The 24,079-nt window shown below is 67.6% G+C and carries 11 protein-coding genes and 1 pseudogene; 7 read left to right on the top strand and 5 right to left on the bottom strand.

Annotation, left to right across the window (positions count from 1 at the left end):
• On the top strand, positions 1–930 hold the full coding sequence (locus N4S67_RS10490; RefSeq protein ID WP_260992878.1) for a carbohydrate kinase family protein: 930 nt from the start codon (positions 1–3) through the stop codon (positions 928–930).
• Between the two features lie 221 nt (positions 931–1,151).
• On the top strand, positions 1,152–1,490 hold the full coding sequence (locus tag N4S67_RS10485) for a hypothetical protein (RefSeq protein ID WP_260992877.1): 339 nt from the start codon (positions 1,152–1,154) through the stop codon (positions 1,488–1,490).
• Positions 1,491–1,627: 137 nt separating this feature from the next.
• Here N4S67_RS10485 and N4S67_RS10480 read toward each other — a convergent pair whose 3' ends face one another.
• Together N4S67_RS10480 and N4S67_RS10475 are read right to left on the bottom strand one after the other, a co-directional pair.
• On the bottom strand, positions 1,628–2,470 hold the full coding sequence (locus tag N4S67_RS10480; RefSeq protein ID WP_260992876.1) for a MaoC/PaaZ C-terminal domain-containing protein: 843 nt from the start codon (positions 2,468–2,470) through the stop codon (positions 1,628–1,630).
• A 1-nt stretch (position 2,471) separates the two neighbouring features.
• Positions 2,472–3,824 (bottom strand): 3-oxoacyl-ACP reductase, encoded by a 1,353-nt coding sequence (locus N4S67_RS10475; RefSeq protein WP_260992875.1) that lies wholly within the window; start codon positions 3,822–3,824, stop codon positions 2,472–2,474.
• 46 nt (positions 3,825–3,870) lie between these two features.
• Here N4S67_RS10475 and N4S67_RS10470 point away from each other — a divergent pair, with 46 nt between their 5' ends.
• Entirely contained in the window at positions 3,871–5,169 is a 1,299-nt protein-coding gene (locus N4S67_RS10470; RefSeq protein WP_260992874.1) for an acetyl-CoA C-acetyltransferase, read from the top strand.
• 120 nt (positions 5,170–5,289) lie between these two features.
• On the opposite strand, the gene N4S67_RS10465 is transcribed toward N4S67_RS10470, so the two are convergent.
• Positions 5,290–6,411: a TDT family transporter gene (locus N4S67_RS10465; RefSeq protein ID WP_260992873.1), complete on the bottom strand. Its 1,122-nt coding sequence runs from the start codon at positions 6,409–6,411 to the stop codon at positions 5,290–5,292.
• Between the two features lie 38 nt (positions 6,412–6,449).
• On the opposite strand from N4S67_RS10465, the gene N4S67_RS10460 reads away from it, so the two are divergent.
• The 3 genes and pseudogenes from N4S67_RS10460 to N4S67_RS10450 all read left to right on the top strand — a co-directional run bounded on the left by N4S67_RS10460 (position 6,450) and on the right by N4S67_RS10450 (position 9,555).
• On the top strand, positions 6,450–7,376 hold the full coding sequence (locus N4S67_RS10460; RefSeq protein WP_260992872.1) for a TIGR03564 family F420-dependent LLM class oxidoreductase: 927 nt from the start codon (positions 6,450–6,452) through the stop codon (positions 7,374–7,376).
• 237 nt (positions 7,377–7,613) lie between these two features.
• A complete protein-coding gene (locus N4S67_RS10455; protein WP_390893305.1) occupies positions 7,614–8,912 on the top strand; it encodes a sensor histidine kinase in 1,299 nt (432 codons plus the stop codon).
• Positions 8,909–9,555, top strand: a pseudogene (locus N4S67_RS10450) (response regulator transcription factor). Before N4S67_RS10455 ends, N4S67_RS10450 begins: the two are co-directional and overlap by 4 nt.
• Before the next feature lie 135 nt (positions 9,556–9,690).
• Here the strand turns inward: N4S67_RS10450 and N4S67_RS10445 are convergent.
• Entirely contained in the window at positions 9,691–11,526 is a 1,836-nt protein-coding gene (locus N4S67_RS10445; protein ID WP_260992870.1) for an acyl-CoA dehydrogenase, read from the bottom strand.
• 237 nt (positions 11,527–11,763) lie between these two features.
• Here N4S67_RS10445 and N4S67_RS10440 point away from each other — a divergent pair, with 237 nt between their 5' ends.
• Entirely contained in the window at positions 11,764–12,846 is a 1,083-nt protein-coding gene (locus N4S67_RS10440; protein WP_260992869.1) for an NAD(P)H-dependent amine dehydrogenase family protein, read from the top strand.
• 16 nt (positions 12,847–12,862) lie between these two features.
• Here the strand turns inward: N4S67_RS10440 and N4S67_RS10435 are convergent, their stop codons facing one another.
• Positions 12,863–23,869, bottom strand: a complete 11,007-nt coding sequence (locus N4S67_RS10435; RefSeq protein WP_260992868.1) for a type I polyketide synthase — start codon at positions 23,867–23,869, stop codon at positions 12,863–12,865.
• Positions 23,870–24,079 lie beyond the last annotated feature (210 nt).

Genomic DNA, 24,079 nt, shown 5'->3' with positions numbered 1-24,079 from the left:
ATGAAGGTCATCCCTGAGGTCGTCTGCATGGGTGCGCACATCCTCGATGTGCTGGTGCGGCCGGTGTCGGACATTCCGCCCGGGCAGGGCACCGCGCTTGTCGAACAGATCCGGATGACGGCGGCCGGCACCGCTGCGGGTACCGCATTGACGTTCGCCAAGCTAGGCGCCGAGGTGCGTACCGCGGGAGCCATCGGCACGGACCCTGCCGGCGACCTGCTGCTGTCGCTGCTCGAGCGCGCGGGTGTCGACACGTCGCTGGTGGTGCGCAAGCCGGAGGTGTCCACGTCGATGTCGGTGCTACCCATCCGGCCCAACGGCGAACGTCCCAGCCTGCATCTGCTCGGCGCGAACCTCGCCTATACGGTCGACGATGTCGATTTCGCCGCGGTGGCCGCCGCGGACCACCTGCACCTCGGCGGCACCGAGATGCTCGGACCGGACTTTGCGGCGCGAATCTTGAGGTACGCGAAGGACAACGGCACGTCGACGTCGGTCGACCTGATCGCACCCGGCGGCATGGGCACCCTCGATCTCATTGCCCCGGCACTGGGCCACACCGACTACCTGCTGCCCAACGCTGATCAGGTGCTGGGTTTCACCGGTGCCGAGAACTTGGCCGACGGCTGCCGTCGCCTGCTCGACGCCGGCGCCGGCCTGCTCGCTGTCACGTGCGGGGCGGACGGCGCTGTGGTGGTGAGTCGCGATGGCACCGAACACATCCCGGCGTTCACCGTCGACGTCGTCGACACCACCGGGTGTGGTGACGCTTTCTCGGCGGGCTTCGTCTTCGCCCGTGGGCTCGGGCGCACGCCGGTGGACTCCGCCGTGCTCGGCAACGCTGTTGCGGCGCTGGTCGCCCAGGGTCTGGGCAGCGACCACGGCGATTTCGACCTGGCCGCCGCCGACGCGTTCGCTCGATCGGCATAGCGCGCCGAAACTGCGGTGCGATCGCGAACTCGGGCCGAGTCGCGTTTGTGCGCAGTCTCGGGGTGAGTTCGCGCTTGGAGCGGACGGCTAATACTCAGACCGCCAGGAGGCCTTGACATGGGTTGATACGCTCGTTTCGGCTGTGAGGTGTATGACCTCGCGGCCTATTTTTATGCCCTCGGCTAACTCCGGCCGGGGGCCTTCTCGTATCTGGAGGAAGCATGACTGGACTCATCTCAGACAAAGGGCAGACGTGGGCGGTTCCAGCGATTGCCGATGCTCTGTTCGACATGTTCAAGAAAGACCCGAACTGGTCGCTGTTTCACGATGGCGGCCATCAGCGGTTCAGCGACGGGCAGGACGACGACCGGGTGTGCCCTGAATGCGGCGCATTGTGGGGATTCATCCAGATGTACATGTGGGTGAACCGCACGCTCAACATATGGGCCAACATCGACTCGCTCTATTGCCCGAACAATCATCACTGGACCCTGGTGTGCGTCCCGCCCATGGACATTGATCAGTCAGGTTTCTCGGGAGTTGGTTGGGCCGTAACGTGATCGACGGGCCCGTCCCATGCTGCCTATCCGGTGGCGTGGGACGTGTCTTTGTCCGCAGAACTCCAACACGTTTCGCGTTCTTGCCGCGTCAATCGCGCTGTCAACGGCTAGGAGTTCAAGCCGAGCTGCGGCGACTACTAGAGCGCCGTCACCGTCCCCTTGAGGTGCGGGTCGCCCTTCGTCAGGTGGCGCAGCGTGAGATCCCAGCCCTCAGAGGTGCGGTCGACGTACAGCCCTGCGCGCGCGGGCAGCACCACCGGCTTGGCGAACTTGACCGAATACTTCACCGCGCCGGGCAGCTGACCCTCGATATTCGCCAGAACCGCGGCGGCGCTGAACATTCCGTGCGCAATGACCGTCGGGAAGCCGAACAGCCTCGCGGCGATCGGATTCGTGTGGATAGGGTTGTGGTCGCCGCCCACCGAGGCGTAATGGCGGATCTGTCCCGGCGTGATGCGCAGCACCGCGTTCGGCGGACCGAGCTTCGGCTGCTTCTGCGGTGGCGGCTTCGGCTCGTCGGACAGCGAAGTCTTCTGCTGGTGCAGAAACGTCGTCACCTGATGCCACGCCGTCTCGTTGCCGACCTTCACGTCCGTCACCACGTCGACCAACAGACCGCGCCGGTGCTCCCGCAGGTTCTCGGCATGCACCCGGGCCGACACGGTGTCGGTCACCGAGATCGGGCGGTGCTGGGTGATGTGGTTCTCGATGTGCACCGAACCCATTGCGGAGAACGGGAAATCGAAACCGGTGATTAACGCCATGACCGTCGGGAACGTCAGCGCGAACGGATACGTCAGCGGCACGGTGTCGCCGAACTGCAACCCGGTCACGGCCGCGTATCCGGCGACATTGGCCGGGTCGATGGCCAATTCGTCGACGGTCAACGTGCGGTCGGGCAACGAGTCGCCGCGCGGCACGAACGGCAACGCACCCGCGACCGCCCGCAACATGTTCGTCAAACCCGATGGTTGTGTCACCCTAGGCCCCCAGCATTGCCTGGCCGCACACCCGGATGGTGTTGCCGGTGACGGCATTCGACGCCGGACTCGCCAGATATCCGATGGTCTCGGCCACATCGACCGGTTGGCCGCCCTGGTACAGCGAGTTCAGTCGGCGGCCCACCTCGCGCGTGGCCAGCGGCATCGCTTCGGTCATCTTGGTCTCGATGAAGCCCGGCGCCACGGCGTTGACGGTGACGCCCTTGTCGGCGTAGGTGCCCGCCAGCGACTCGGTCAGCCCGATCATGCCTGCCTTCGTCGCCGCGTAGTTCGTCTGCCCACGGTTGCCGGAGATGCCGGCCATCGACGACAGCCCGACCACCCGGCCGCCCTCGCCGATGGTGCCGTTGTCGATCAGACCCTCGGTAAGCTGCAGCGGCGCAAGCAAATTCACGGCGACCACGGCGTCCCACCGCTCCTCGTCCATGTTCGCGAGCAGCTTGTCGCGGGTGATGCCCGCGTTGTTGACGAGGATGTCGACGCGTCCACCGTGGTGGTCACGCACGTGCTGAGTGATGCGGTCGACGGCGTCGGCGGCGGTCACGTCGAGGGCCAGCGCGGTGCCGCTCACCTTGGTGGCCGTCACCCCGAGCGCTTCCTGCGCACCCTCGACGTCGACGCACACCACCTTGGCTCCGTCGCGGGCGAAGACCTCGGCGATCGTCGCGCCGATGCCGCGCGCGGCCCCGGTCACGATCGCCACCTTGCCCTCCAGCGGTCGGTCCCAGTCAGCAGGCGGCGCCGAGTCGGCGGCGCCCACCCGGAACACCTGACCGTCGACGTAGGCGGACCGCCCGGAGAGCAGGAACCGCATCGTCGACTCCAACCCGGTGGCAGCGGGCTTCGCATCGGCCGACAGGTAGACCAGGTTCACGGTCGCTCCGCGCAGCATCTCCTTCGCCAGTGACCGGGTGAAACCCTCAAGCGCACGCTGCGCGATGCGCTCGTGCTCACTGCCGGCTTGCTCGGGTGTGGTGCCGACGACGACGATGCGGCCGGACGGTCCGATATTGCGAAGCAGCGGGGTGAAGAACTTGTAGAGCTCCTTGAGCCCTGCGGCATCGGTGATCCCGGTGGCGTCGAAGACCACGCCGCCGAACGCGTCGGCCCAGCGGCCGCCGATGTTGTTGGAGACCACCTCGTAGTCCTCGGCCAGCGCGGTCCGCAGCGGCTCGACCACGCGGCCCTCGCCGCCGATGAGCAGCGAGCCCGCCAGCGGCGGTTCACCGGGCTTGTGGCGGCGCAACGTCGCCGGCTGCGGAATGCCGAGCTGTTTGGCGAGGAACGATCCGGGCGCCGAATGGACGATTTGTGAGTACAGATCGGAAGCCATGGGGACGAACTTACTCCAGAGTAAGAAGAGTGGGTACTATGGGGCCATGGCTAGTGATACCCAGCGGAGGGTCGCGATTCTCGGCGGCAACAGAATTCCATTCGCCCGCTCCGACGGCGCGTATGCAAATGCCTCCAACCAGGACATGTTCACCGCCGCACTCGGGGGGCTGATCGACCGGTACAACCTTGCCGGGGAGACACTCGGCGCGGTGATCGGGGGCGCGGTGCTCAAGCACAGCCGCGACTTCAACCTGATGCGCGAGTGCGTGCTGGGCAGCTCCCTGTCGTCGTACACGCCGGCGTTCGACATTCAACAGGCGTGCGGCACCGGACTGCAGGCCACCATCGCCGCGGCCGACGGCATCGCCGCGGGCCGCTACGACGTGGCCGCCGCCGGTGGTGTCGACACCACGTCGGACGCGCCCATCGCGTTCGGCAACGACTTCCGGCGGGTGCTGCTCGGGATGCGTCGCTCGAAGTCCAACGTCGAGCGGCTCAAGCTCGCCGGCAAGCTGCCCGCGTCACTCGGTGTGGAGATCCCAGTGAACAGCGAGCCGCGCACCGGGATGTCGATGGGTGAGCACGCAGCCGTCACCGCCAAGGAGATGGGCATCAAACGCACCGACCAGGACGAGCTGGCCGCAGCCAGCCATCGCAACATGGCGGCCGCCTACGACCGCGGGTTCTTCGACGACCTCGTGACGCCGTTCTTGGGCCTCTACCGCGACAACAACCTGCGAGCCGACTCGTCGGCCGAGAAGCTGGCCAAGCTCAAGCCGGTGTTCGGCGCGAAGGCCGGCGACGCGACCATGACCGCGGGCAACTCGACGCCGCTGACCGACGGCGCGTCGGTGTCGCTGCTGGCCACCCCCGAATGGGCACAGTCGCACGGCATCGAACCGCTGGCCTACTGGGTGGATGGCGAGACCGCGGCCGTCGACTACGTCAACGGCAAGGACGGCCTGCTGATGGCGCCCACCTACGCGGTGCCGCGGCTGCTGGCCCGCAATGGGCTGAGCCTGCAGGACTTCGACTTCTACGAGATCCACGAGGCATTCGCGTCGGTGGTGCTCGCGCATCTGCAGGCGTGGGAATCCGAGGAGTACTGCAAGGAGCGACTCGGCCTGGACGCGGCGCTCGGCTCGATCGACCGATCGAAGCTCAACGTCAACGGCTCGTCGATCGCCGCTGGGCACCCGTTCGCCGCCACCGGTGGACGCATCGTCGCCCAGCTCGCCAAGCAGCTGGCCGAGAAAAAGAAGGAGACCGGACAGCCGGTTCGCGGCCTGATCTCGATCTGCGCCGCGGGCGGGCAGGGCGTCACGGCGATCCTCGAAGCCTGACGGGATTTCTTCTGACGGGGCTGTAACGGCCCCAGAGGGAGGATCGATATACCGGGTAGCCCCGTGTTGCCGTCTGACCCCCCGACCCGACGTCAGCACGGGGTTCTTAACGTCTGGCCCTTATGGTTTGGGCGGCGGATCCTTCTTGGCCTTGATCGGTCCGGCCGCCGGCTGCGGCGCGAACAGGCTCCCGCCGAGGCTGCCGCGGGCGGTCTGCACGGCCACCAGTCCCCACGTCCCCAGCAACGCGACATAGGCGACGGCCGCGGCCACCTCGAACGCCGGCAGATCGGTGTGGTGCGCCAACTGCGTTGTGCCGGTGACGAACGTCCCGACGGGGAACGTCAGGCTCCACCATGTCAGCGCGAACGGCATGCCGCGCCGCAGGGTGCGGACTGTCAGCTCCGTGGCCAGCACGATCCACAGCACCGCGAACCCCCACACGGGTACGCCGAACAGGACCGCGAACACGTTCATGCCGCTGGCCAGTTCGGGTGCCACGGCCAAGTGCGCGTTCGCGCCGAGTAGGCCGGCCGCGGTGATGCCCTGGCCGAGCGGGCCGAGCACGATCCAGAGGGTGGGCACCCGCGTCGTGCCCGACGTGCCGTAGAGCGCAAGCCTGCTCCAGATCATCGTGATGATGATCATTCCCGCGACGAGCGACAGCCCGAACATCGCGTAACAGCCGTAGAGCATCGTGGTGCGCCCAGTGCCCGGCGCCATATGCGGGATCAACAGCGCGCCCGTCGCCGCGGACACCATCGGCGGGACGATCGGCATCAGCCAGCCACCGAACGCGGCGTCCGGTTCGACGTTGAGCTGGGTGAACATCAGAAACGGGATCGTCGCGGCGGTGAACAACCCGCCCAGCGTGCCCGCCGTCCACAGCACCCAAGCCAAGTCCACGGCGGCGCGTTCGCCGATGAGGTCTTTGCCCGACAGCAGTGCGCCCGTGGCGACGGTCATCAAGGCCATCGGCGCGGCGCCGTAGAAGTGCGTCATCTGCGGGTTGCGCGCGTGGCTGCGCGCCACCTTCGGATGCCGCGCCCATTGCACCGTGACGGCGACGACGAGCGCGATCAGCAGCGCGGCGGCGGCGACCCAGAGGACGTGGGCGAACCCGCGTAGTCCCGGCACGTGCACCGGCAGGGTGGCTCCAGCCGTGGCGACGATTCCGGTGCCCATGACCGAGGCGAACCAGTTCGGCCCGAAGTTCTGGAGCCGCGCCAGTTCGGTGGTCATCGCCGACCATGGTTTCACGGCCGTGATTCGATGGAGCGATGCGAATCAGCTTGAGCATCGTCGGCTTGAACACCGGCGGCCCCGCGCCCGTCGACGCCCTGGTGAGCACCGTTGCCGAACTTCGTAACGAGGGCTTCCGCCGGGTGTGGATGGCACAACTTCCCTACGATGCCGACCTGCCGATCGCGCTGGGCATCGCGCTTCGTGAGGTCGACGGCATCGAACTGGGCTCCGGCGTCATCCCGATCCAGGTGCAGCACCCGATGCAGTTGGCCCAACGTGCATTGACGCTCAGTCTCATCGGCGGCGGGCGGTTCTTGCTCGGCATCGGCATGAGCCACCAAATGTTCGTCGAAGGTGTGTGGGGTCTGCCGTGGGACCGCCCGGTACGGCAGATGCGCGAGTACCTCGACTGCCTGCAACCGCTGCTCGCCGGGCGGCCCGCTGACGCGACGGGCGACTTTTGGACCACCCGCGGCGCCCTGCAGATTCCCGACGCACCGGCGCCGGACGTGTATCTGGCCGCGCTCGGTCCGCAGATGCTGCGGCTGGCGGGCCGTCGCTCGGCGGGCACGTTGACGTGGATGACCGGACCCAAGACGCTGGCCGAGCACGTCGCCCCGACGCTGCGCGACGCGGCCGAGGAGGCAGGACGCGATCGCAACGATGTCAAAGTCGCCGCGTCCCTGCCGGTGTCGGTGACCGACGACATCGACGGCGCGCGCCGACAGGCCGCGGAGCAGTTCGCGATCTACGGCACACTGCCGTCCTACCGCGCGATGCTCGACCGCGAAGGTTATGCGGGACCGGAGGACGCCGCGATCATCGGTGACGAGGAGACGGTCTCGGCGCGGCTCGACGAACTGCGCGCGGCGGGTGTCGATGAGATGACCGCGTCGGTGTTCGACGCCTCACCGGAAGTGCGGGCCCGGACCGGTGCACTGCTGCTGTCGCAGGACTCCTGACGGCCGGAAATTCGCGCTGGTGTGGCGTTGGTCACAGGCGTACGATCGATCACACGACGGGTTCGGGAGTGACTGATCCGAAGAGCCGGTGCACGAGGTGAAAGCCGGTCGCGCGAGATTGAAGCGACGCCCTCCAGTGTCCTCCCGAACCCGCCCTTCTTGTCTCGCAGGTGTGGCTGGCCACACCGCGAATCCGCCGGGCAGCACCATGGCCGGCGGCTGCCGCGCCGAGACACGATGGTTCGCGTGACTACTTCACCATTGAGCGCGCCGCACCCCCCGACTTCTGTTCTCGCCCAAACCGATTGGGCCACGCCACTGCGGCCCCCGGCCTGGCGGACCTATCTGCACTTCGTGCTGATCAGTGTGCTCGCCGTCGTCGGCGTCGCCTACATCTTCGCCGCGGGCCTGGCGTCCGGACTGTTGATCGCCACGCTGGTGGGCATTCCGTTGCTCGCACTGGTGGTGATGAGCGGGCGGGCGTGGAACCGGTTGTACCGGGCCCTTGCCACGCTGACGGGTGCGGACATCGACGCGCCGCCTGCCTTCGCACGGCCCGCGGGCCGCCTGCACACCGTCACCGCCGCGCTGACCGACACGGTGGGCTGGCGCAGCCTCGGGTTCCTCGCCCTGCACTCCGTGCTGATGACACCGATCGGCTACTTCGTCATCGTCGGTATCTGCGCGTCGACGGCCCTGGTGGTGTCACCAGTGGTGTGGCTCGCGATGGGCGAGCCGTTCATCACCCTCGGTGAGCCGGTCGACTCGCTGGGGCTCTATCTGCTGGCGTCCGTCACAGGGGTGGTGGCCCTATACCTGTTGGGCTGGGTGATGATCGGCCTCAGCCGTGCGCATGTGTGGATGGCCCGCGGGATGCTCGGGCCGACCGAGGGAGAGCGGCGCGTGGTGCAGTTGGAACGTGCCAGGGCGGGCGTGGTCGACGACTCCGCCGCCACGCTGCAGCGCGTGGAGCGCGATCTGCACGATGGCACTCAGGCGCGGCTGATCACGGTGGCCATGGCGCTGGCGCGCGCCGACGAACATCTGGCGTCGGCCGACGTCACCGGCGCACGGGCGCTGGTGGGCGATGCGCTGGCCAACACGAAGGACACGCTGACCGAACTGCGGGATCTGGTGCGTGGAATCCGCCCGCCTGCACTCGATCTCGGTCTCGGCCCCGCGATACAGACGCTGGCAGCGCGCAACCCCCTCCCTGTCGAGGTCACGGTCGACCTTCAGCTGCGGCCGTCGATCGGTGTCGAGACGATGGCGTACTTCTGCGTGGCCGAACTGTTGACCAACGTGTCGAAGCACTCCGGCGCGGATCACGCGACGGTGCGGATCGCCAGCGATGCCGACGAACTACGGATCATTGTGCAGGACAATGGTTCCGGCGGCATCCAGCTGGATAAGGGGTCAGGGCTGACGGGTTTGCGGGACCGGCTGGCCATGCTCGACGGCCGGCTGGAGATCGACAGCCCGGACGGTGGCCCGACGATCGTCACCGTTGTGGTGCCTCCCGGAGTCGGGCAGTGACCCGCCTGGTCATCGCCGAGGACAGCGTGATCCTGCGCGACGGCCTGGCGCAGCTTCTCGTCGAGCGCGGGCACGACGTCGTGGCGAAAGTCGGCACGGCAGACGAACTCGTGGACGCCGTGCAGATGCACAAGCCGGACGTCGCGGTCATCGACATCCGCATGCCGCCGACGCTCACCGACGAAGGGCTGGTGGCCGCGGTGTCGTTGCGACGGTCGCACCCCGACGTCGGACTGCTGGTGTTCTCGCAGTGGGTCGAGACCAGGTATGCCACCGAACTGCTGGCAGGGCGTCCAGAAGGCGTCGGCTATCTCCTCAAGGACCGGGTGACCGACGTCGGCGAGTTCGACGCGGCCCTGCGGCGGGTCGCGGCGGGCGGCACCGCGCTCGACCCCGAGGTGGTGCGTCAACTGATCGGCGGCCGGCGCGCGCCTGCAGCTCTCGACCGCCTGACGCCGCGGGAACGCGAAGTGCTCGCGCTGATGCCGAGGGACACTCCAACAGCGGATTGGCTCAACATTTTTCGATCACCGAGCGTGCCGTCGAGAAACACGTGTCCAGCATCTTCGCCAAACTGGACCTGCCGCCGTCGCAGAGTCACCATCGTCGCGTCCTCGCTGTAGTCACGTATCTGAACTCCTGACCCGTCGATGTCTCGCGATCCGCAGAGGCGTCAGCGACCGCGGGTGCTGCTCAACAGCACCGACCCCTTCTGAGGCGCAACGCAAAACGCCCCCGGGAAAGACCGGGGGCGTTTTGGTCGAAGGCGGCAGAAGGCTTAGAAGGCCGCCTCGTCGAGTTCCATCACATCGTTGTCGAGGCTGTCGATGACGCTGCGGGTGCTGGTGAGCAGCGGCAGGAAGTTCTTCGCGAAGAACGACGCGACCGCGACCTTGCCCTCGTAGAAGGACTTGTCCTCACCGGTGGCGCCACCGTCGAGCGCCTCGATGGCCACCGCCGCCTGCTCCTGCAGCAGCCAACCGAGGACCAGGTCGCCGACGCTCATCAGGAAGCGCACCGAACCCAGGCCGACCTTGTACAACTCGGCCGGGTTCTCCTGCGCGGCCATCAGGTAGCCGGTCAGCGTGGCCGCCATGCCCTGAACGTCCTGCAGCGCCGTCGCGAGCAGGGTGCGCTCGGCCTTGAGTCGACCGTTGCCCGACTCGTTCTTGACGAACTGCTCGATCTGACCTGCGATGTGCGCGAGCGCCTGGCCCTTGTCGCGGACGATCTTGCGGAAGAAGAAGTCCTGCGCCTGGATGGCCGTGGTGCCCTCGTACAGCGAGTCGATCTTGGCGTCGCGGATGTACTGCTCGACCGGGTAGTCCTGCAGGAAGCCCGAACCGCCGAACGTCTGCAGGCTCTCGGTCAGCTTCGCGTACGCCTGCTCCGAACCGACACCCTTGACGATCGGCAGCAGCAGGTCGTTGACCTTGACCGCCAGCTCGGCGTCGACCCTGTGCAGGGCCTTGGCGACCGGCGCGTCCTGATAGGTGCTGGTGTAGAGGTACAACGCCCGCAGGCCCTCGGCGTACGCCTTCTGCGTCATCAGTGACCGGCGCACATCGGGGTGATGTGTGATGGTCACGCGCGGGGCGGTCTTGTCGGTCATCTGCGTCATGTCGGCGCCCTGCACACGTTCCTTGGCGTACTCGAGCGCGTTCAGGTAACCGGTCGACAGCGTGGCAATGGCCTTGGTGCCGACCATCATTCGCGCCTGCTCGATGACGTCGAACATCTGGGCGATGCCGTTGTGCACCTCGCCGACGAGCCAGCCCTTGGCCGGCACGCCATGCTGACCGAAGCTCAGCTCACAGGTGGCCGAGACCTTTAGGCCCATCTTGTGCTCGACGTTGGTGACGAAAACACCGTTGCGCTCGCCGGGTTCGCCGGTTTCGAAGTCGAAGAGGAACTTCGGCACGAAGAACAGCGACAGACCCTTGGTGCCCGGACCTGCGCCCTCGGGACGGGCCAGCACCAGGTGGAAGATGTTCTCGAACAGGTCATCGGAATCGGCCGAGGTGATGAAGCGCTTCACGCCGTCGATGTGCCACGAACCGTCGTCCTGCTTGACGGCCTTGGTGCGTCCGGCACCGACGTCGGAGCCGGCGTCGGGCTCGGTGAGCACCATGGTGGCGCCCCAGCCGCGCTCAGCGGCCAGCACGGCCCACTTCTTCTGCTCCTCGGTGGCCTGCTTGTAGAAGATGCTGGCGAAGCCCGCGCCGCCGCCGTACATCCAGACCGCGGGGTTCGCTCCGAGCAGGTGCTCGTGCAGCGCCCACACCAGAGTCTTGGGCATCGGCATACCGCCGAGTTCTTCCTCGACACCGACCTTGTCCCAGCCGCCCTCGATGACGGCACGCGCCGACTTCTTGAACGATTCGGGCAGGGTCACCGAATGGGTCTTGGGGTCGAACGTCGGGGGGTTGCGGTCGCCGTCGGCGAACGACTCGGCGATCGGGCCCTCGGCCAGGCGAGCGATCTCGCCCAGCATTTCCTTGACGGTGTCGGCGTCGAGGTCGGCGTACTCACCCTCGCCCAGGGCCCGGTCGATGCCGAGCACCTCGAACAGGTTGAATACCTGGTCGCGAACATTGCTCTTGTAGTGGCTCACTTTTCCTCCTCGACGAGAACGCCACCTGCGGTTGGGTACTTGGGTTAAGTTACCCACCAGTAACTGACCCGAACTATACCGTTCAGTAACTTCAACACAAAGCTGTGCGGGGCGATTTCGGACCGGCAACCAACCCAGTGGTTGATCGTCCAGCCAAAACGCCAGTTGACACCCGTCTGAGCTGCGCGTTGACGGTCGTGTGAGACTCGTCACTTCCCCGCCCGATAGGGTGTCCGCGTGCTTCGTGTGGCGGTCTGGGGAACAGGGAACATGGGGGCCACAGCAATCCGGTCGGCGACGGCATTTCCGGGTTTGCAGCTATCGGCGGTGATCACGTCGTCGCCGGATAAGGACGGCAGAGACGCCGCCTTGTTCGCGCGGCTCGACCCGCCGACCGGTGTCACCGCAACGACCGACATCGACTCGGCGCTGGCCGGCTGCGACGCGGTGGCCTACATGGCGTCCGGCGACATTCGGCCCGACGAGGCACTCGCCGACATCGAGCGCTGCCTCGCCGCGGGTAAGCACGTCGTCACACCCTCGCTGTACTCGCTGTACGACCCGCGATCTGCGCCGCCGCAGTGGGTGCAGCGGCTGTCGCAGGCGGCCGAGAAGGGCGGCTCGGCCCTGCTCGTCAGTGGCGTGGACCCGGGCTGGGGCAACGATGCACTCGCGGTCATCGCGGCCGGTCTGTGCACCCGGATCAGGTCCATCCACTGCCAGGAGATCTTCGATTACTCGACCTATGACCAACCGTTCGCGGTGAAGGTGTCGTGCGGTTTCGGCGGGTCCATGGACGAGGTGCCGATGATGCTGCTGCCGTCGATGCCGACGATGGTGTGGGGCGGCAACATCCGGCTGATCGGGCGCCGGCTCGGTGTCGAAATCGACGAAATCGCCGAGGAGGTCGAGCGCAGGCCGCTCGAGGAGGCCGTGGACACCGTGATGGGCCGCTTCGAACAGGGCACGCAGGGGGCCTTCTGGCTCAGGGTGATCGGGAAGTCGAAGGGCCGCGAACGCATCGTCATCGACCACATCACCCGTATCCACGCGTCGTGCGCGCCGGACTGGCCGTATCCCGACGAGGGCGTCGGCGACCACCGGGTGATCATCGACGGCGACCCACAGCTGACCATCGTGACCCGCGCCGACGTGCCGGGCGGCACCCGGGCCGACGGCGGCAACACCACCGCCGCCAACCGGCTGCTCGGCGCCCTGAACTGGCTCGCGGAGCAGAAGCCCGGCATCTACGACGGCCTCGACGTTCCGCTGCAGACATCGCTGCCCGCGCAGGCGGAAGCGTCACGCTGGGCGCAGTGACGTCTCGGCTACCGGCTCAAGGCGCTGCGACCCGCTCGGCTTCGCCCGGCTGCGGGTCGAGCGCGGGCATCTGATCGGCCAAGTACTCGGCAAGCGACCTGATCGTCGGATAGTCGAATACCGCGGTGGGACTGATCGTGAACGCGCCGCCGAACTGGCCGTACAACCGGTTGCGCAGTTCGACCGCCATCAGCGAATCCGTTCCCAGGTCAAGGAACCGGCTCGTCGCCGCGGGCGGCTGCGCGAGCCGCAGGAAACCCTGCACCTCGCGTTGTAGGAACTCGGTCAGAAAACCGGCCCGCTGCGCTTCGGGCACATCCTGAAGTTGCCGCAACAAGGCGCTGTCGCCCGTTGCCTCCGCCGCGGCACTCGGCAACACGTGGTCGAGAATCGGCGGGCGAGCCCCGCTGAGTGCTTTCGCGGCGCGCTGCCAGTTGGCTTTGATCACGGTCGCCTGTCCGGTTCCGTGCGCGACGATCTCGCCCATCGCGGCCAATGCCGCGGTGGGTTCCAGCGGAACCAAGCCTTGCGCACCGAGATTCGCGCGCGCGGCGTGCGAACTCGCCATGCCGCCGTTGGCCCATGGACCGAAGTTGACGCCGGTCGCGGGCAGGCCGCGAGCCTTGCGTTGTGCCACGAGCCCGTCGAGCAGTGCGTTGGCGGTCGCGTAATTGGCCTGGCCGGGAGATCCGAGCACGCTCGACACCGACGAGGACACGATGAAGAAGTCGAGCTCGTCGTCTTCCGTCAACCGGTCCAGGCTCAATGCGCCGAAGGCCTTTGGCGCCAACGTGGTTCGGAACCGCTCGAGGTTCTGCTGCGGCAGCAGCGCATCGTCGAGCACACCCGCCAGGTGAACCACCCCGGCGAGCGGCGGCAGCTCCGCGCGAATCCTCGCCAGCAGCTCAGCGACCTCGATCTGCTCCCCGACGTCGGCGGCAAAGGTGTGGACCCGGCACCGATAGCGCTCGGTGATGTCGGCGATTGCCCGCTGTGCATCCGCATCGGGCGCGCGTCGACTGGTCAGCACCAGGTCCCCGGCCCCGAGCTGAGCCAGATGGGCCGCCGTGTGCAGGCCGATCGCGCCGAGCCCACCGGTGATCAGATAGGTCCGGTCACCGCGCGGTGCAAGCGGATTGGGCATCTGCAGCACGATCTTTCCGATATGCCGCGCCTGCTGCATCCGGCGGAAGGCGGTCTTCGCCTCTGTCAACGGGTAGATCTCTGCATGCAGGGGCGTCCAGACACCGTCGGCCAACCCAGCGGACACCTCGGCCAGCAGCCGCCGGATGTGTTCGGGGTCGGCCACGATGGTCCCGTCGAGCGCGACGATCCCGTAGGCGATGTCGGGCCGCTCGGCCGCCATCTGCTCGGGCGTCCAGATGTCCCGCTTGGCGATCTCGGCGAACCGGCCGTTCTGTGCGGTGGCCCGAACGGTTGCCGCGACGAAGCCCTCGTTCGTCAGGCTGTTGAGCACGACGTCGACGCCCGCACCTCCGGTGTCGGCGAGGATCTGATCGGCGAAATCGGTAGTGCGCGAGTCGTAGACGTACTTCACACCCATCTTGCGCAGCATCGCGCGCTTGTACGTGCTTGCGGTGGCGAAGACGGTGGCGCCGCACTGCTGCGCCCACTGAATCGCGGCCAGCCCGACACCACCGCTGGCGGCATGGACGAGTACCCGGTCGCCGGGTCGCAGCTGCGCCCAGTCGAAGGCGAGCCGAACCGTCAGCGCCGCGGCAGGAATGGTCGCCGCCGCGACCGCGCTCAGCCCGTCGGGCACCGGCGCCAGCAACTGCGCCGGCACGTTGACCCGGCTGGCGAACGCCCCCTGCATAAAGCCCATGACGCGCTGGCCGACCTCGAATCCGGATACGTCCGAAGCCACTTCGGTGACGATGCCGGCGAAGTCGCCGCCGATCAGCCCTGGATCTCCCGGGTAGAGGCCGAGCACGTTGAGCACATCACGGAAGTTCAATCCCGCGGCCTCCACCCGCACCTGCACCTGGCCCGCGCCTGGTGCCGTCACCTCCGTCTCGGCGAGACGCAGATTGTCGATCGCGCCGCGTTCGGTCGGGGCCAGGACGTAATCGGTCGAGCGAGGTACGGCGAGCTGACCACTGCGCGCCCACGGCAGCAGTCGGGAGGCCAGGAACTTTCCTTGGCGCAACGCGATTTCGAATTCCTCACCCGGCGTGCCGAGCAAGTTGGCCAGCGAGCGCACGGCCTCGTCTGATCCGTCGCTGTCGACCAGCCTGCAGCGCAGGGCCGGCTCCTCGTTGAGGATGTTGCGGCCCAGTCCCCACAGGGCCGCCTGCACAGGGTCGACCGACTCGCCGGACTCGGTTGCCACCGCCCGCGTGGTGACGATCCACAGTCCGCCTGGGAGCTGCACCCCGTCGTCGGCCTGCAACGCGTGCACAGCGTCCAGCAGGTCGGCGATCTCGGCCTCCAACCGCGCGACCGCTTCAGTGCCCGATTCGTCGGCGCGCGGTTCGGCGCTGTGCCAGACGATGCCGGCGATGGGCGTACCGCCCTGCACGGCTTCGGCGATCTTCTGCTGCCAGTGATCCGACGTCCGGTCGAAGGCGACACTGCCCGACAGGTCCGCGGCCAGTTCGTCGAAGCCTGAGATCAGCCAGGTGCCGTGCGGCCCGGATCCGTTGCGCGCCGGCGGGGGTGGCACCTCGTGCCAGCCCAGGGTGTACAGCAGGCGGGTGGCATCGCCACCGAGCCCGCGCAACAATGCCTCCCGCGGTGCACGTTTCACGGTGAACTCGCGAATCCCGCCCAGATGGCGGCCGTCGCGATCGACGAAGTCGAGGTCGAAGACCTGGGTTTCGCTGTCGTGACCGCCGGCCTGCCATTTCGCTCGGCAGTAGAACCGTCGTGGCATCTGCTCCCGCAGTGTCACCTTTCCGTACCGCAGCGGCAGGAACAGATCGGGGAGGACGCCCTGCTGCTGGGTGGCCGCGAGCAGCGCGGGGAAGGCCGGAAAGGCGACACCGGTGCACAGGTCGAGCAGTACGGGATGGATCGGCTCACTGCCCAGCTGTTCGGCGAGCTCATCCCCGACGGCGACATCACCGATCGCCTCGCCCTCACCGACCCACAGCGATTTCAGCGACGTGGACCACGTGGGCCCCCAAGCCAACTCCATGTCGGTGAAGGTGTCGAACAGCTGCTGCGGACGCGTGCGGTCCAGACGCTCGATCGCCACATCGATGGCTTCCGCGTTCTGCGGCGGGGTTTGGTCGCCACCGTCATCAGCACCGCTGACGACGGTGCCGTCGGCGTTCAACGACCACTCGGCATCTCGGACGCCGTAGGGACGGCTGTGCACTTTGAAGGTCCAGCCGCCGCCGTCCTCCATTGGATGCAAGGTCAGTTGCACCTCTCGGGAACCCTTGTCCGGCAGGATGATCGGCTCGTAGAAGAACACCTCTTGCACCCGTGCCGGCGCGCCGACCGCGGCCAGGGCCATCGCCGCATACGTCGCGCCGGGGACGACGACCGTGCCGTAGATGACGTGATCGGACAGCCACGGCTGCGATTTGACCGATAGCCGACTGGTGTACACGGTGTCGCCGGATGCCAGATCCTTTGCACTGCCCAAGATTCCGGATACGGGACCACTTCCCGCGTCGACGCCTGCGACGCCGGAGGCTTTGGGCCAGAAGTGGCGCCGCTGGAACGGATAGGTGGGCAGTTCGAGTCGTTGATGTGATCGACGCGCCAGCGCGGCGAACTCAGGCCGATGGCCGCTCACGTAGGTCGCGGCCAGCGCTTCTGCGATCTGACGCGTGTCGTCGACACCCTTGCGAAGGGATGGGATCGCGCGGGGGGCGGCCAGGTGTTCCGGCCAGACCTGCATCGCGGCGCCGGTCAGGATCGGTTGCGGTCCGATCTCCATCAGCACCGAGCAGCCCAGCGCCGCCACGGTCTGCACGCTTTCGGTGAACTGCACCGGCTGGCGGGAATGCCGCCGCCAATACTGAGCATCGAGCGGGGTTTCCGACGTGAGCACGGCGCCGGTGCGATTGCACACCAGCGGTAGCGTCGGCACGGCGAACTGCATGCCCGCCGCGTACGCCTCGAATTCGGACAGCACCGGTTCCAGTAACTCCGAATGGAACGCGTGACTGGTGTCCAGCCAGGTGCATCGAATGCCGTCATCCCCACACGTGGCGACGATGCGTTCCAGATCCGAGCCGGGGCCCGACAGCACGGTATTGGGCCCGTTGTAGGCCGCGACCGACACCCGTGGATAGTCGTCGGCGAGCTGCTCGACGTGGTTGGCGTCGGCGAACACCGCGACCATTCGTCCGCCCTCGGGCAGACTGCCGAACAGTCGGCCGCGTTCGGCGATGAGGCGTGCCCCGTCGGTGAGGCTGAAGACCCCGGCCACGCACGCTGCCGCGTACTGGCCAACGCTGTGTCCGAGCACCACATCGGGTTCGATACCCCACGACTGCCACAGCCGGGCCAGGCCCATTTCGACGGCGAAGAGTGCAGGTTGCGCAAATGACGTGTGGCGCAACATTTTCCCGGTCTCGACGCCGGTCCTGTCCGTGGCGAACATCACCTCGAGCAGTGGGCGCGCGAGCATCGGGTCGACCGCGTCGGCGCAGGCTCTGACCGTGTCGGCGAAAACGGGCTCCGCGTCGAACAACTCTCGCGCCATTCCCGGGTACTGACTGCCTTGGCCGGTGAACAGCCACGCCGTCGTGGGGGGATCAGCGCACTCGCCACGTACCACGCCTGGGCGCTGCTTGTTGTCGGCCACGTCGGCCAAGCCCTCGCGGGCACTGCGTACCGAATCCACCACCAGCGCGGCGCGGTGTTCGAAATGCGAACGCCCGGCCCCGGTCGTGAAGCACACGTCGGTGATGTCGGCGTTCGGATGGTCTTCCAGCCAGGCCCCATACCGCTGCGCCAACGTGATGAGAGCTTGCGGTGAACGGGCCGACAGCGGCAGCACGCACACCGGCTCAGCGGTCGTGCTCGTCGATGCCGCGGCAACGTCGCTGTCGGAACCCCCGTCGGCGAGCAGCGTTGGTTGTGGCGGAGCCTCCTCGATCAGCACGTGCGCGTTGGTACCGGTGAACCCGAACGAGCTCACACCGGCGCGCCGCGGCCGGCCGTTGGGCTGCCACGGAGTCGCCCTGTCCACGACCTGCACTCGAAGCGAGTCCCACGGAATGTGTGGCGAAGGGTTCTCGAAGTGCAGGTTCGGCGGCAGCACGCCGTGTTGCAACGCCAACACGACCTTGATCAGGCCGGCGACGCCGGCCGCGGACTCGAGGTGGCCGATGTTGGTCTTCACCGACCCGATCAGCAGCGGTTGATCCGCTTCGCGAGCGGCACCGTAGACCGCCCCCGCCGCCTGCACCTCGATCGGATCACCCAACGCGGTGCCGGTTCCGTGTGCCTCGAGGTAATCGACATCCCGGCCTGCGATACCGGCACGGCTGAGCGCGGAGGTGATGAGCCGTTGCTGCGCACCGCCGTTGGGCACGGTCAAACCGCTGGAGGCGCCGTCCTGATTGACGGCGCTGCTCGGGATCACCGCGGCAATCCGATCGCCCTCGCGCACCGCGTCGCTCAGCCTCTTGAGCACCAGAATCCCGCACCCTTCACTGCGGACATAGCCGTCGGCGGCCGCATCGAAGGTTCTGCACCGACCGCCGGGGGAGAGCATTCTGGCGCGTGAGGCAGCGATGATCGACAGCGGACTCAACAGAACGTTCACCCCACCGGCCAACGCCAGATCGCAATCGCCGGAGCGCAGTGCCTGGCAGGCCTGATGGACGGCCACCAACGACGAACTGCACGCGGTGTCCACCGCGACCGCCGGACCTTCGAGCCCGAGCGCGAACGCCACCCGACCTGAGATCGCGTTGAGCGCGTTGCCGGTGATGAAGTGGGCTTCGATGCTCTCAACCGAGTCCGCCGACAGCAGATGCGAGTACTCGTTGGCGGCAACGCCCACGAAGATGCCGGTTTGGCTGCCGCGCAACGTTTGTGGTGAATACCCGGCGCGCTCCAGGCCTTCCCAGGCGATCTCCAGCATGAGCCGCTGCTGGGGATCCATCCACCCGGCCTCGCGCGGCGAGATTCCGAAGAACTCCGGGTCGAATCCGTCTATCCCTTCGAGGTATCCGCCGTAGCGGCTGTAGATCTTGCCCGGTGCCTCCGGATCCGGGTCGTAGAACTCGTCGATGTCGAAGCGATCGTCGGGAACTTCCCGGATCGCGTCGACGCCTTCGGAGAGCACGTCCCAGAAGGCGTCCGGATCGGGCGCGCCCGGGAAGCGGCACGCGACCGAGACGATCGCGATCGGCTCGTTCGTGTGTGCCCTTGCCATTTCGGTCGCCACGGTCGGCTGGGCCACGGGCCGCTCGGCGGACTGTTCATCCAGGCTCAGCACGTCACCGAGCAGGTAGTCGACGACGTCGGACAGCCGTGGGTAGTCCATCGCCAGGGTGGCGGGCAACTCGTTGCCTACCCCCTGCTCGACCCGCCGGCGCAGTTCGACCGCCATCAGCGAGTCCATGCCGAGGTCGAAGAAACCGGAGTCCTCGCGGATCTCCGCGGCGTCGATTCTGGTCACCTCCGCCACCACGTCGCGCAGATACTCCGCGACGATTTTCTTGCGCTGGGCCAACGGCGCAACGGTGAGGCGCTCGACCAGTCGGGTCTTGCCGGCCGGCGCAGACGCCGACGCCTGCGTGGTCTCAGGAACCTCGGCCGCCACCTCCTCCAGGAAAGACCGCTGTCCGGCTTGCTGGTAAAGCGGCAGGAAGCGGGCCCAGTCGATTCTGGCCACGACACCCTGCGCCGTCCCCTGAGCCGAAGCCACCATGACGTCGGCCATGCCCGCGAGCGCATCGGTGGGCGACAACGTCTTCACCCCGCGCTGATCGAGTCGCGCGCGGGCCTCCTCGTCGGCCATGCCCGCCGACCAGGGGCCGAAGTTGACGCTCATTGCCGGCACGCCGCGCTCGCGCAGCCGCCAGGCCAGTCCGTCGAGGAACGCGTTGGCCGCGCTGTAGGCGGTCTGGCCGTAGCTGCCCCACACAGAGGAGATCGAGGAGGTGCTGAGGAAGAAGTCGAGTTGCAGGTCTTCCGCGGCCTCGCTCAGATGCCAAGCACCCCAGACCTTTCCGGCGAAGACCCGGTCCACTTCGGCGTCGTCGAGGGTCCGCAGCGGAGTGGTGCCGATTTCGCCGGCGGCGTGGACGATTCCGGCCACCGGCGGCAGTTCGGCAGCCGCGGCGGCGAAGAGGCGAGCGACGTCATGCGGATTGGCGACGTCGGCCGCGATGACGCGAACGTCGCAACCGTGCTGTTCGCGTACCGCGTCGATGCGGCGCTGCGCGGCTTCGCCGGGGGCTCGTCGGCTGGTCAACATCAGGTGCCGGGCGCCGTGCGCGGCCAGATAATCCGCGATTTCGAGGCCCAGCGAACCGAGCCCTCCGGTCACCAGATATGTCACGTCGTCACGCAACGTCAACGGCGCTGCGCTCGGTGGCCCGGCGCGCCGGACCAGCCGGGGCACGTGTACTGCCCCATCACGAAGGGCAATCTGGTCTTCGCCGACGGCCGACCGGCTTGGCGCCGCGGCTATCTGGCCGATCAACAGCGACCACTCGTCGGCGTGGCCTTCGCTCAGATCCGCCAATCCGCCCCACACCTGCGGGTGCTCGAGCGAGGCGGCCCGACCGAAACCCCAGAGGCAGCTCTGATCCGGCGACACCGCGTCTGAATCGACGACTCGTTGGGCGCCGCGCGTCACCATCCAGATGGGCGCGCGCACCTGCGCTGCGACCGCGGCGCGGAAGAGTCGCCGCGTTCCACCGATGACCCGGTGTTGTATCCGCAGCAGTGACCGCATCGAGGGTGCGGTGTCGGTGCCGGGGCCCGCGACAAGCAGGACACGCAGTGCCGATTCGTCGGCCGCGGCGCGCAGTGTGGCAGCGAGGCGTTCCTCGTCGGCGTCGGTCGCAGGCAACCCGAGAATCTGATGCTCGTGGCCGAACGAGCTCAATGCGTCCACCACCGGCGCGACCGCTTCGGCATCGTCGCCGATCAGAAGCCAGGTCGCTCCGGATTCGGGGGCTGAGACTCCGGAAGTGGGCTTCTGCCAACGGATCTCGTAGCGATCGTCGGTGATGGATTGAGTGTGACGCTGTTGGTTGTGCTGCGCGGCGAGCCTTGTCAGCACGTCCACGGTCTGATGGTCGTCGGTCTCGCCACCGAGCAGAGCAGCGAGCTCGTCGATACGGCCTTCGTCGAGAAGCCGGACCGCCTCGGTACGCGCGCCCGGCGTCTCGTCGGGGGTCTGGGTGAGCGGAACCTGCTTGTCGCGGAACCAGTAGTTTCGATGCTCGAACGGATACGTCGGCAGGTCGAGCTTGTGCCCGGGCTCTCGCTGCAGCGCCCTGAAGTCAGGAAGATGACCGGCGACGTATGCGTCAGCGACGGCGTCGGTGATCTGGCGGTGGTCAGAGGTGTTTCTACGCAACGACGCGATGGCCCGCGGTGCGGTTGCCGGGTCAGGCCACGCCCGCAGGGCAGCGGCGGTGAGCACCGGCTGCGGGCCGACCTCGAGCAGCAACTTGCAGCCGAGATCGGACAGCGTCCGAACACCTTTCGCGAATTCCACCGGCTGGCGCGCGTGGCGGCGCCAGTAGGCGCCGTCGAGTCTCACGTTCGCCCCGAGGGCGGCACCGGTGCGGTTGCACACCAGGATCCGCTGGGGCGAGCCGAAGTCGAATCGGTTCGCGTAGGACTCGAACGCGTCGAGGACCGGATCCAGCAGGGCCGAATGGAATGCGTGGCTGGTGTCCAGCCCATCACACCGAATCGAGTCGGCGCTCAGCGCGGCCACCGCCTGGTCCAGGTCGGCCACCGGTCCCGACAGCACGGTGTTGGCGCCGTTGTATGCGGCCACCGACAGTCGGGGGAACTCGTCGGTGAGGCTCTCGACCCGCTCGGCGTCGGCGAACACCGCGACCATCCGCCCGCCTGGCGGCAAGCTGCCGAACAACCGGCCGCGCTCAGCCATCAACAGCGCGCCGTCCTCGAGGCTGAACACCCCCGCGACGCAGGCCGCCGAGTACTGGCCGACGCTGTGGCCCAGCACGACATCGGGTTCCAGACCCCAGGACTGCCAGAGCCGAGCCAGACCCAGCTCGACCGCGAACAGTGCCGGCTGCGCATATTGGGTCTGCCGCAGCGTGTCGTGTCCGTCGCCGCCCTCGGAGTCCGGTTCGGAGAAGATGACGTCCAGCAGCGGCTTGTCGAGCAGGTCGGCGACGGCAGCCGCGCAGCGGCTCACGGTCTCGGCGAACACCGGCTCGGTCTCGAACAACTCCCGCGCCATGCCGGGGTACTGACTGCCTTGACCCGGGAACAGCCATGCCGTTTTCGGCGGGTCCGCGCAGACCCCGCGCACCAGACCAGGTGCTGGACGATCGTCGGCGAGCGCACCGAGAAGCTCGCCGGCCGATTGCACCGAATCGACCACCAGAGCGGCCCGGTGCTCGAAGTGCGAGCGTCCCTCACCGGCGGTGAGGCACACATCCGCCAACCCGGCTTCCGGGTGCGCGCTCAGCCAGCTGCGGTATCGGTCGGCGGTCTTGACCAGAGCGGCAGGGGTGCGTGCCGACACCGGAAGCACCATGGCGCGCCGATCGTCGGCCAGCGGTGCCCGCACCCCGACGTGGTCGAGTTCCGGGGCCTCGGCGACGATGACGTGCGCGTTGGTCCCGCTGAAGCCGAAGGAGCTGACTCCGGCGACACGCGGCCGACCGTTGCGTTCCCAGGCGGTGGCCTCGTCGACGACCCGCACCGGGAGCCGGTCCCAGGGGATGTGCGGGGACGGATTCTGAAAGTGCAGGTGCTTGGGCAGTGTCTCGTGCTCGAGCGACAGAATGATCTTGATCAATCCCGCCATGCCCGCCGCTGCTTCCAAGTGCCCGATGTTCGTCTTCACCGAACCGATGAGCAGCGGATCGCCCGCGTCGCGACCCCGGCCCAGCGCCGCGCCGGCCGCCTGCACTTCGATCGGGTCGCCGAGCGACGTCCCGGTCCCGTGCGCCTCCAGGTATCCGACGTCACGGGGTTCAAGACCGGCGCGCTCCAGCGCCTCGGTGATGACTCGTTGCTGGGCAACGCCATTCGGCACCGTCAAACCACCCGACGCGCCATCCTGATTGATCGCGCTGCCGCGGATCACGGCCCTGATCCGGTCACCGTCGCGGATCGCGTCGTCGAGCCGCTTGACGACGACGACGCCGCAGCCCTCTCCACGCACATAACCGTTCGCCGAAGCGTCGAAGGTCTTGCAGCGGCCGTCCGGGGACAGCATGTGCGCCCGTGAGAAGGCGATCATGCTCGACGGGCTGATCAGGACGTTCGCGCCGCCGGCCAGCGCGAGGTCGCATTCGCCCAACCGCAGCGCCTGGCACGCCTGATGGACGGCCACCAACGACGAGCTGCACGCCGTGTCGACGGTGACTGCGGGTCCCTGCAGCCCCAGCCGATAACTGATCCGGCCCGCGCCCGCGGCAGCCGCCGTGCCGATCGCCTGATAGGCATCGATGCCGTCGTAGCCCAGCTCGTCGGACATCATCGTCAGGTAGTCATGGGTGGACAGACCGATAAACACGCCGGTCTGAGTGTTCGCCAAAGCCGTTGGCGCGGTGCATGAATGCTCCACCGCCTGCCACGCCGTCTCGAGCAACAGCCGATGCTGGGGGTCCATCAACGTGACCTCGCGCGTCGACATCCCGAAGAACGGCGCGTCGAATCCCGTGACGTCGTCGATGAAGCCTGCCCGGCGCGTCGCGATCTTTCCGGGCGCATCGGGATCCGGGTCGAAGAACTCCTCGACATTCCAGCGGTCGGCGGGCACCTCGGACACCGTGTCCCGTCCGTGCGTCAGCACCTGCCAGAACTCTTCTGCATTCGCGGCACCTGGAAAACGCGCCGCGTAACCCACGATCGCGAAACTCATGCCGGAAGTCGATGTCGTCGCGGCCGGGTTCGCGGCAGATTCCATGCGGTCCTCCATGCCTCGGCCGGTGAAGATTCGACTCCCAGGGACACCTGTTGCGCCCAGGCTCGTCGCCCGACGGCCACGGAAGGTTCCTCCACCCGAGCCCCGTGGCCGATTCTCGGCCAGTATTGCATTTGCGTCGGCAACTACAGGGAGTGTTCCGACGCT

Source organism: Mycobacterium deserti (genome assembly GCF_025345615.1).
GTDB lineage: Bacteria > Actinomycetota > Actinomycetes > Mycobacteriales > Mycobacteriaceae > Mycobacterium > Mycobacterium deserti.
This window is presented reverse-complemented; position numbering and strand designations above follow the sequence as displayed.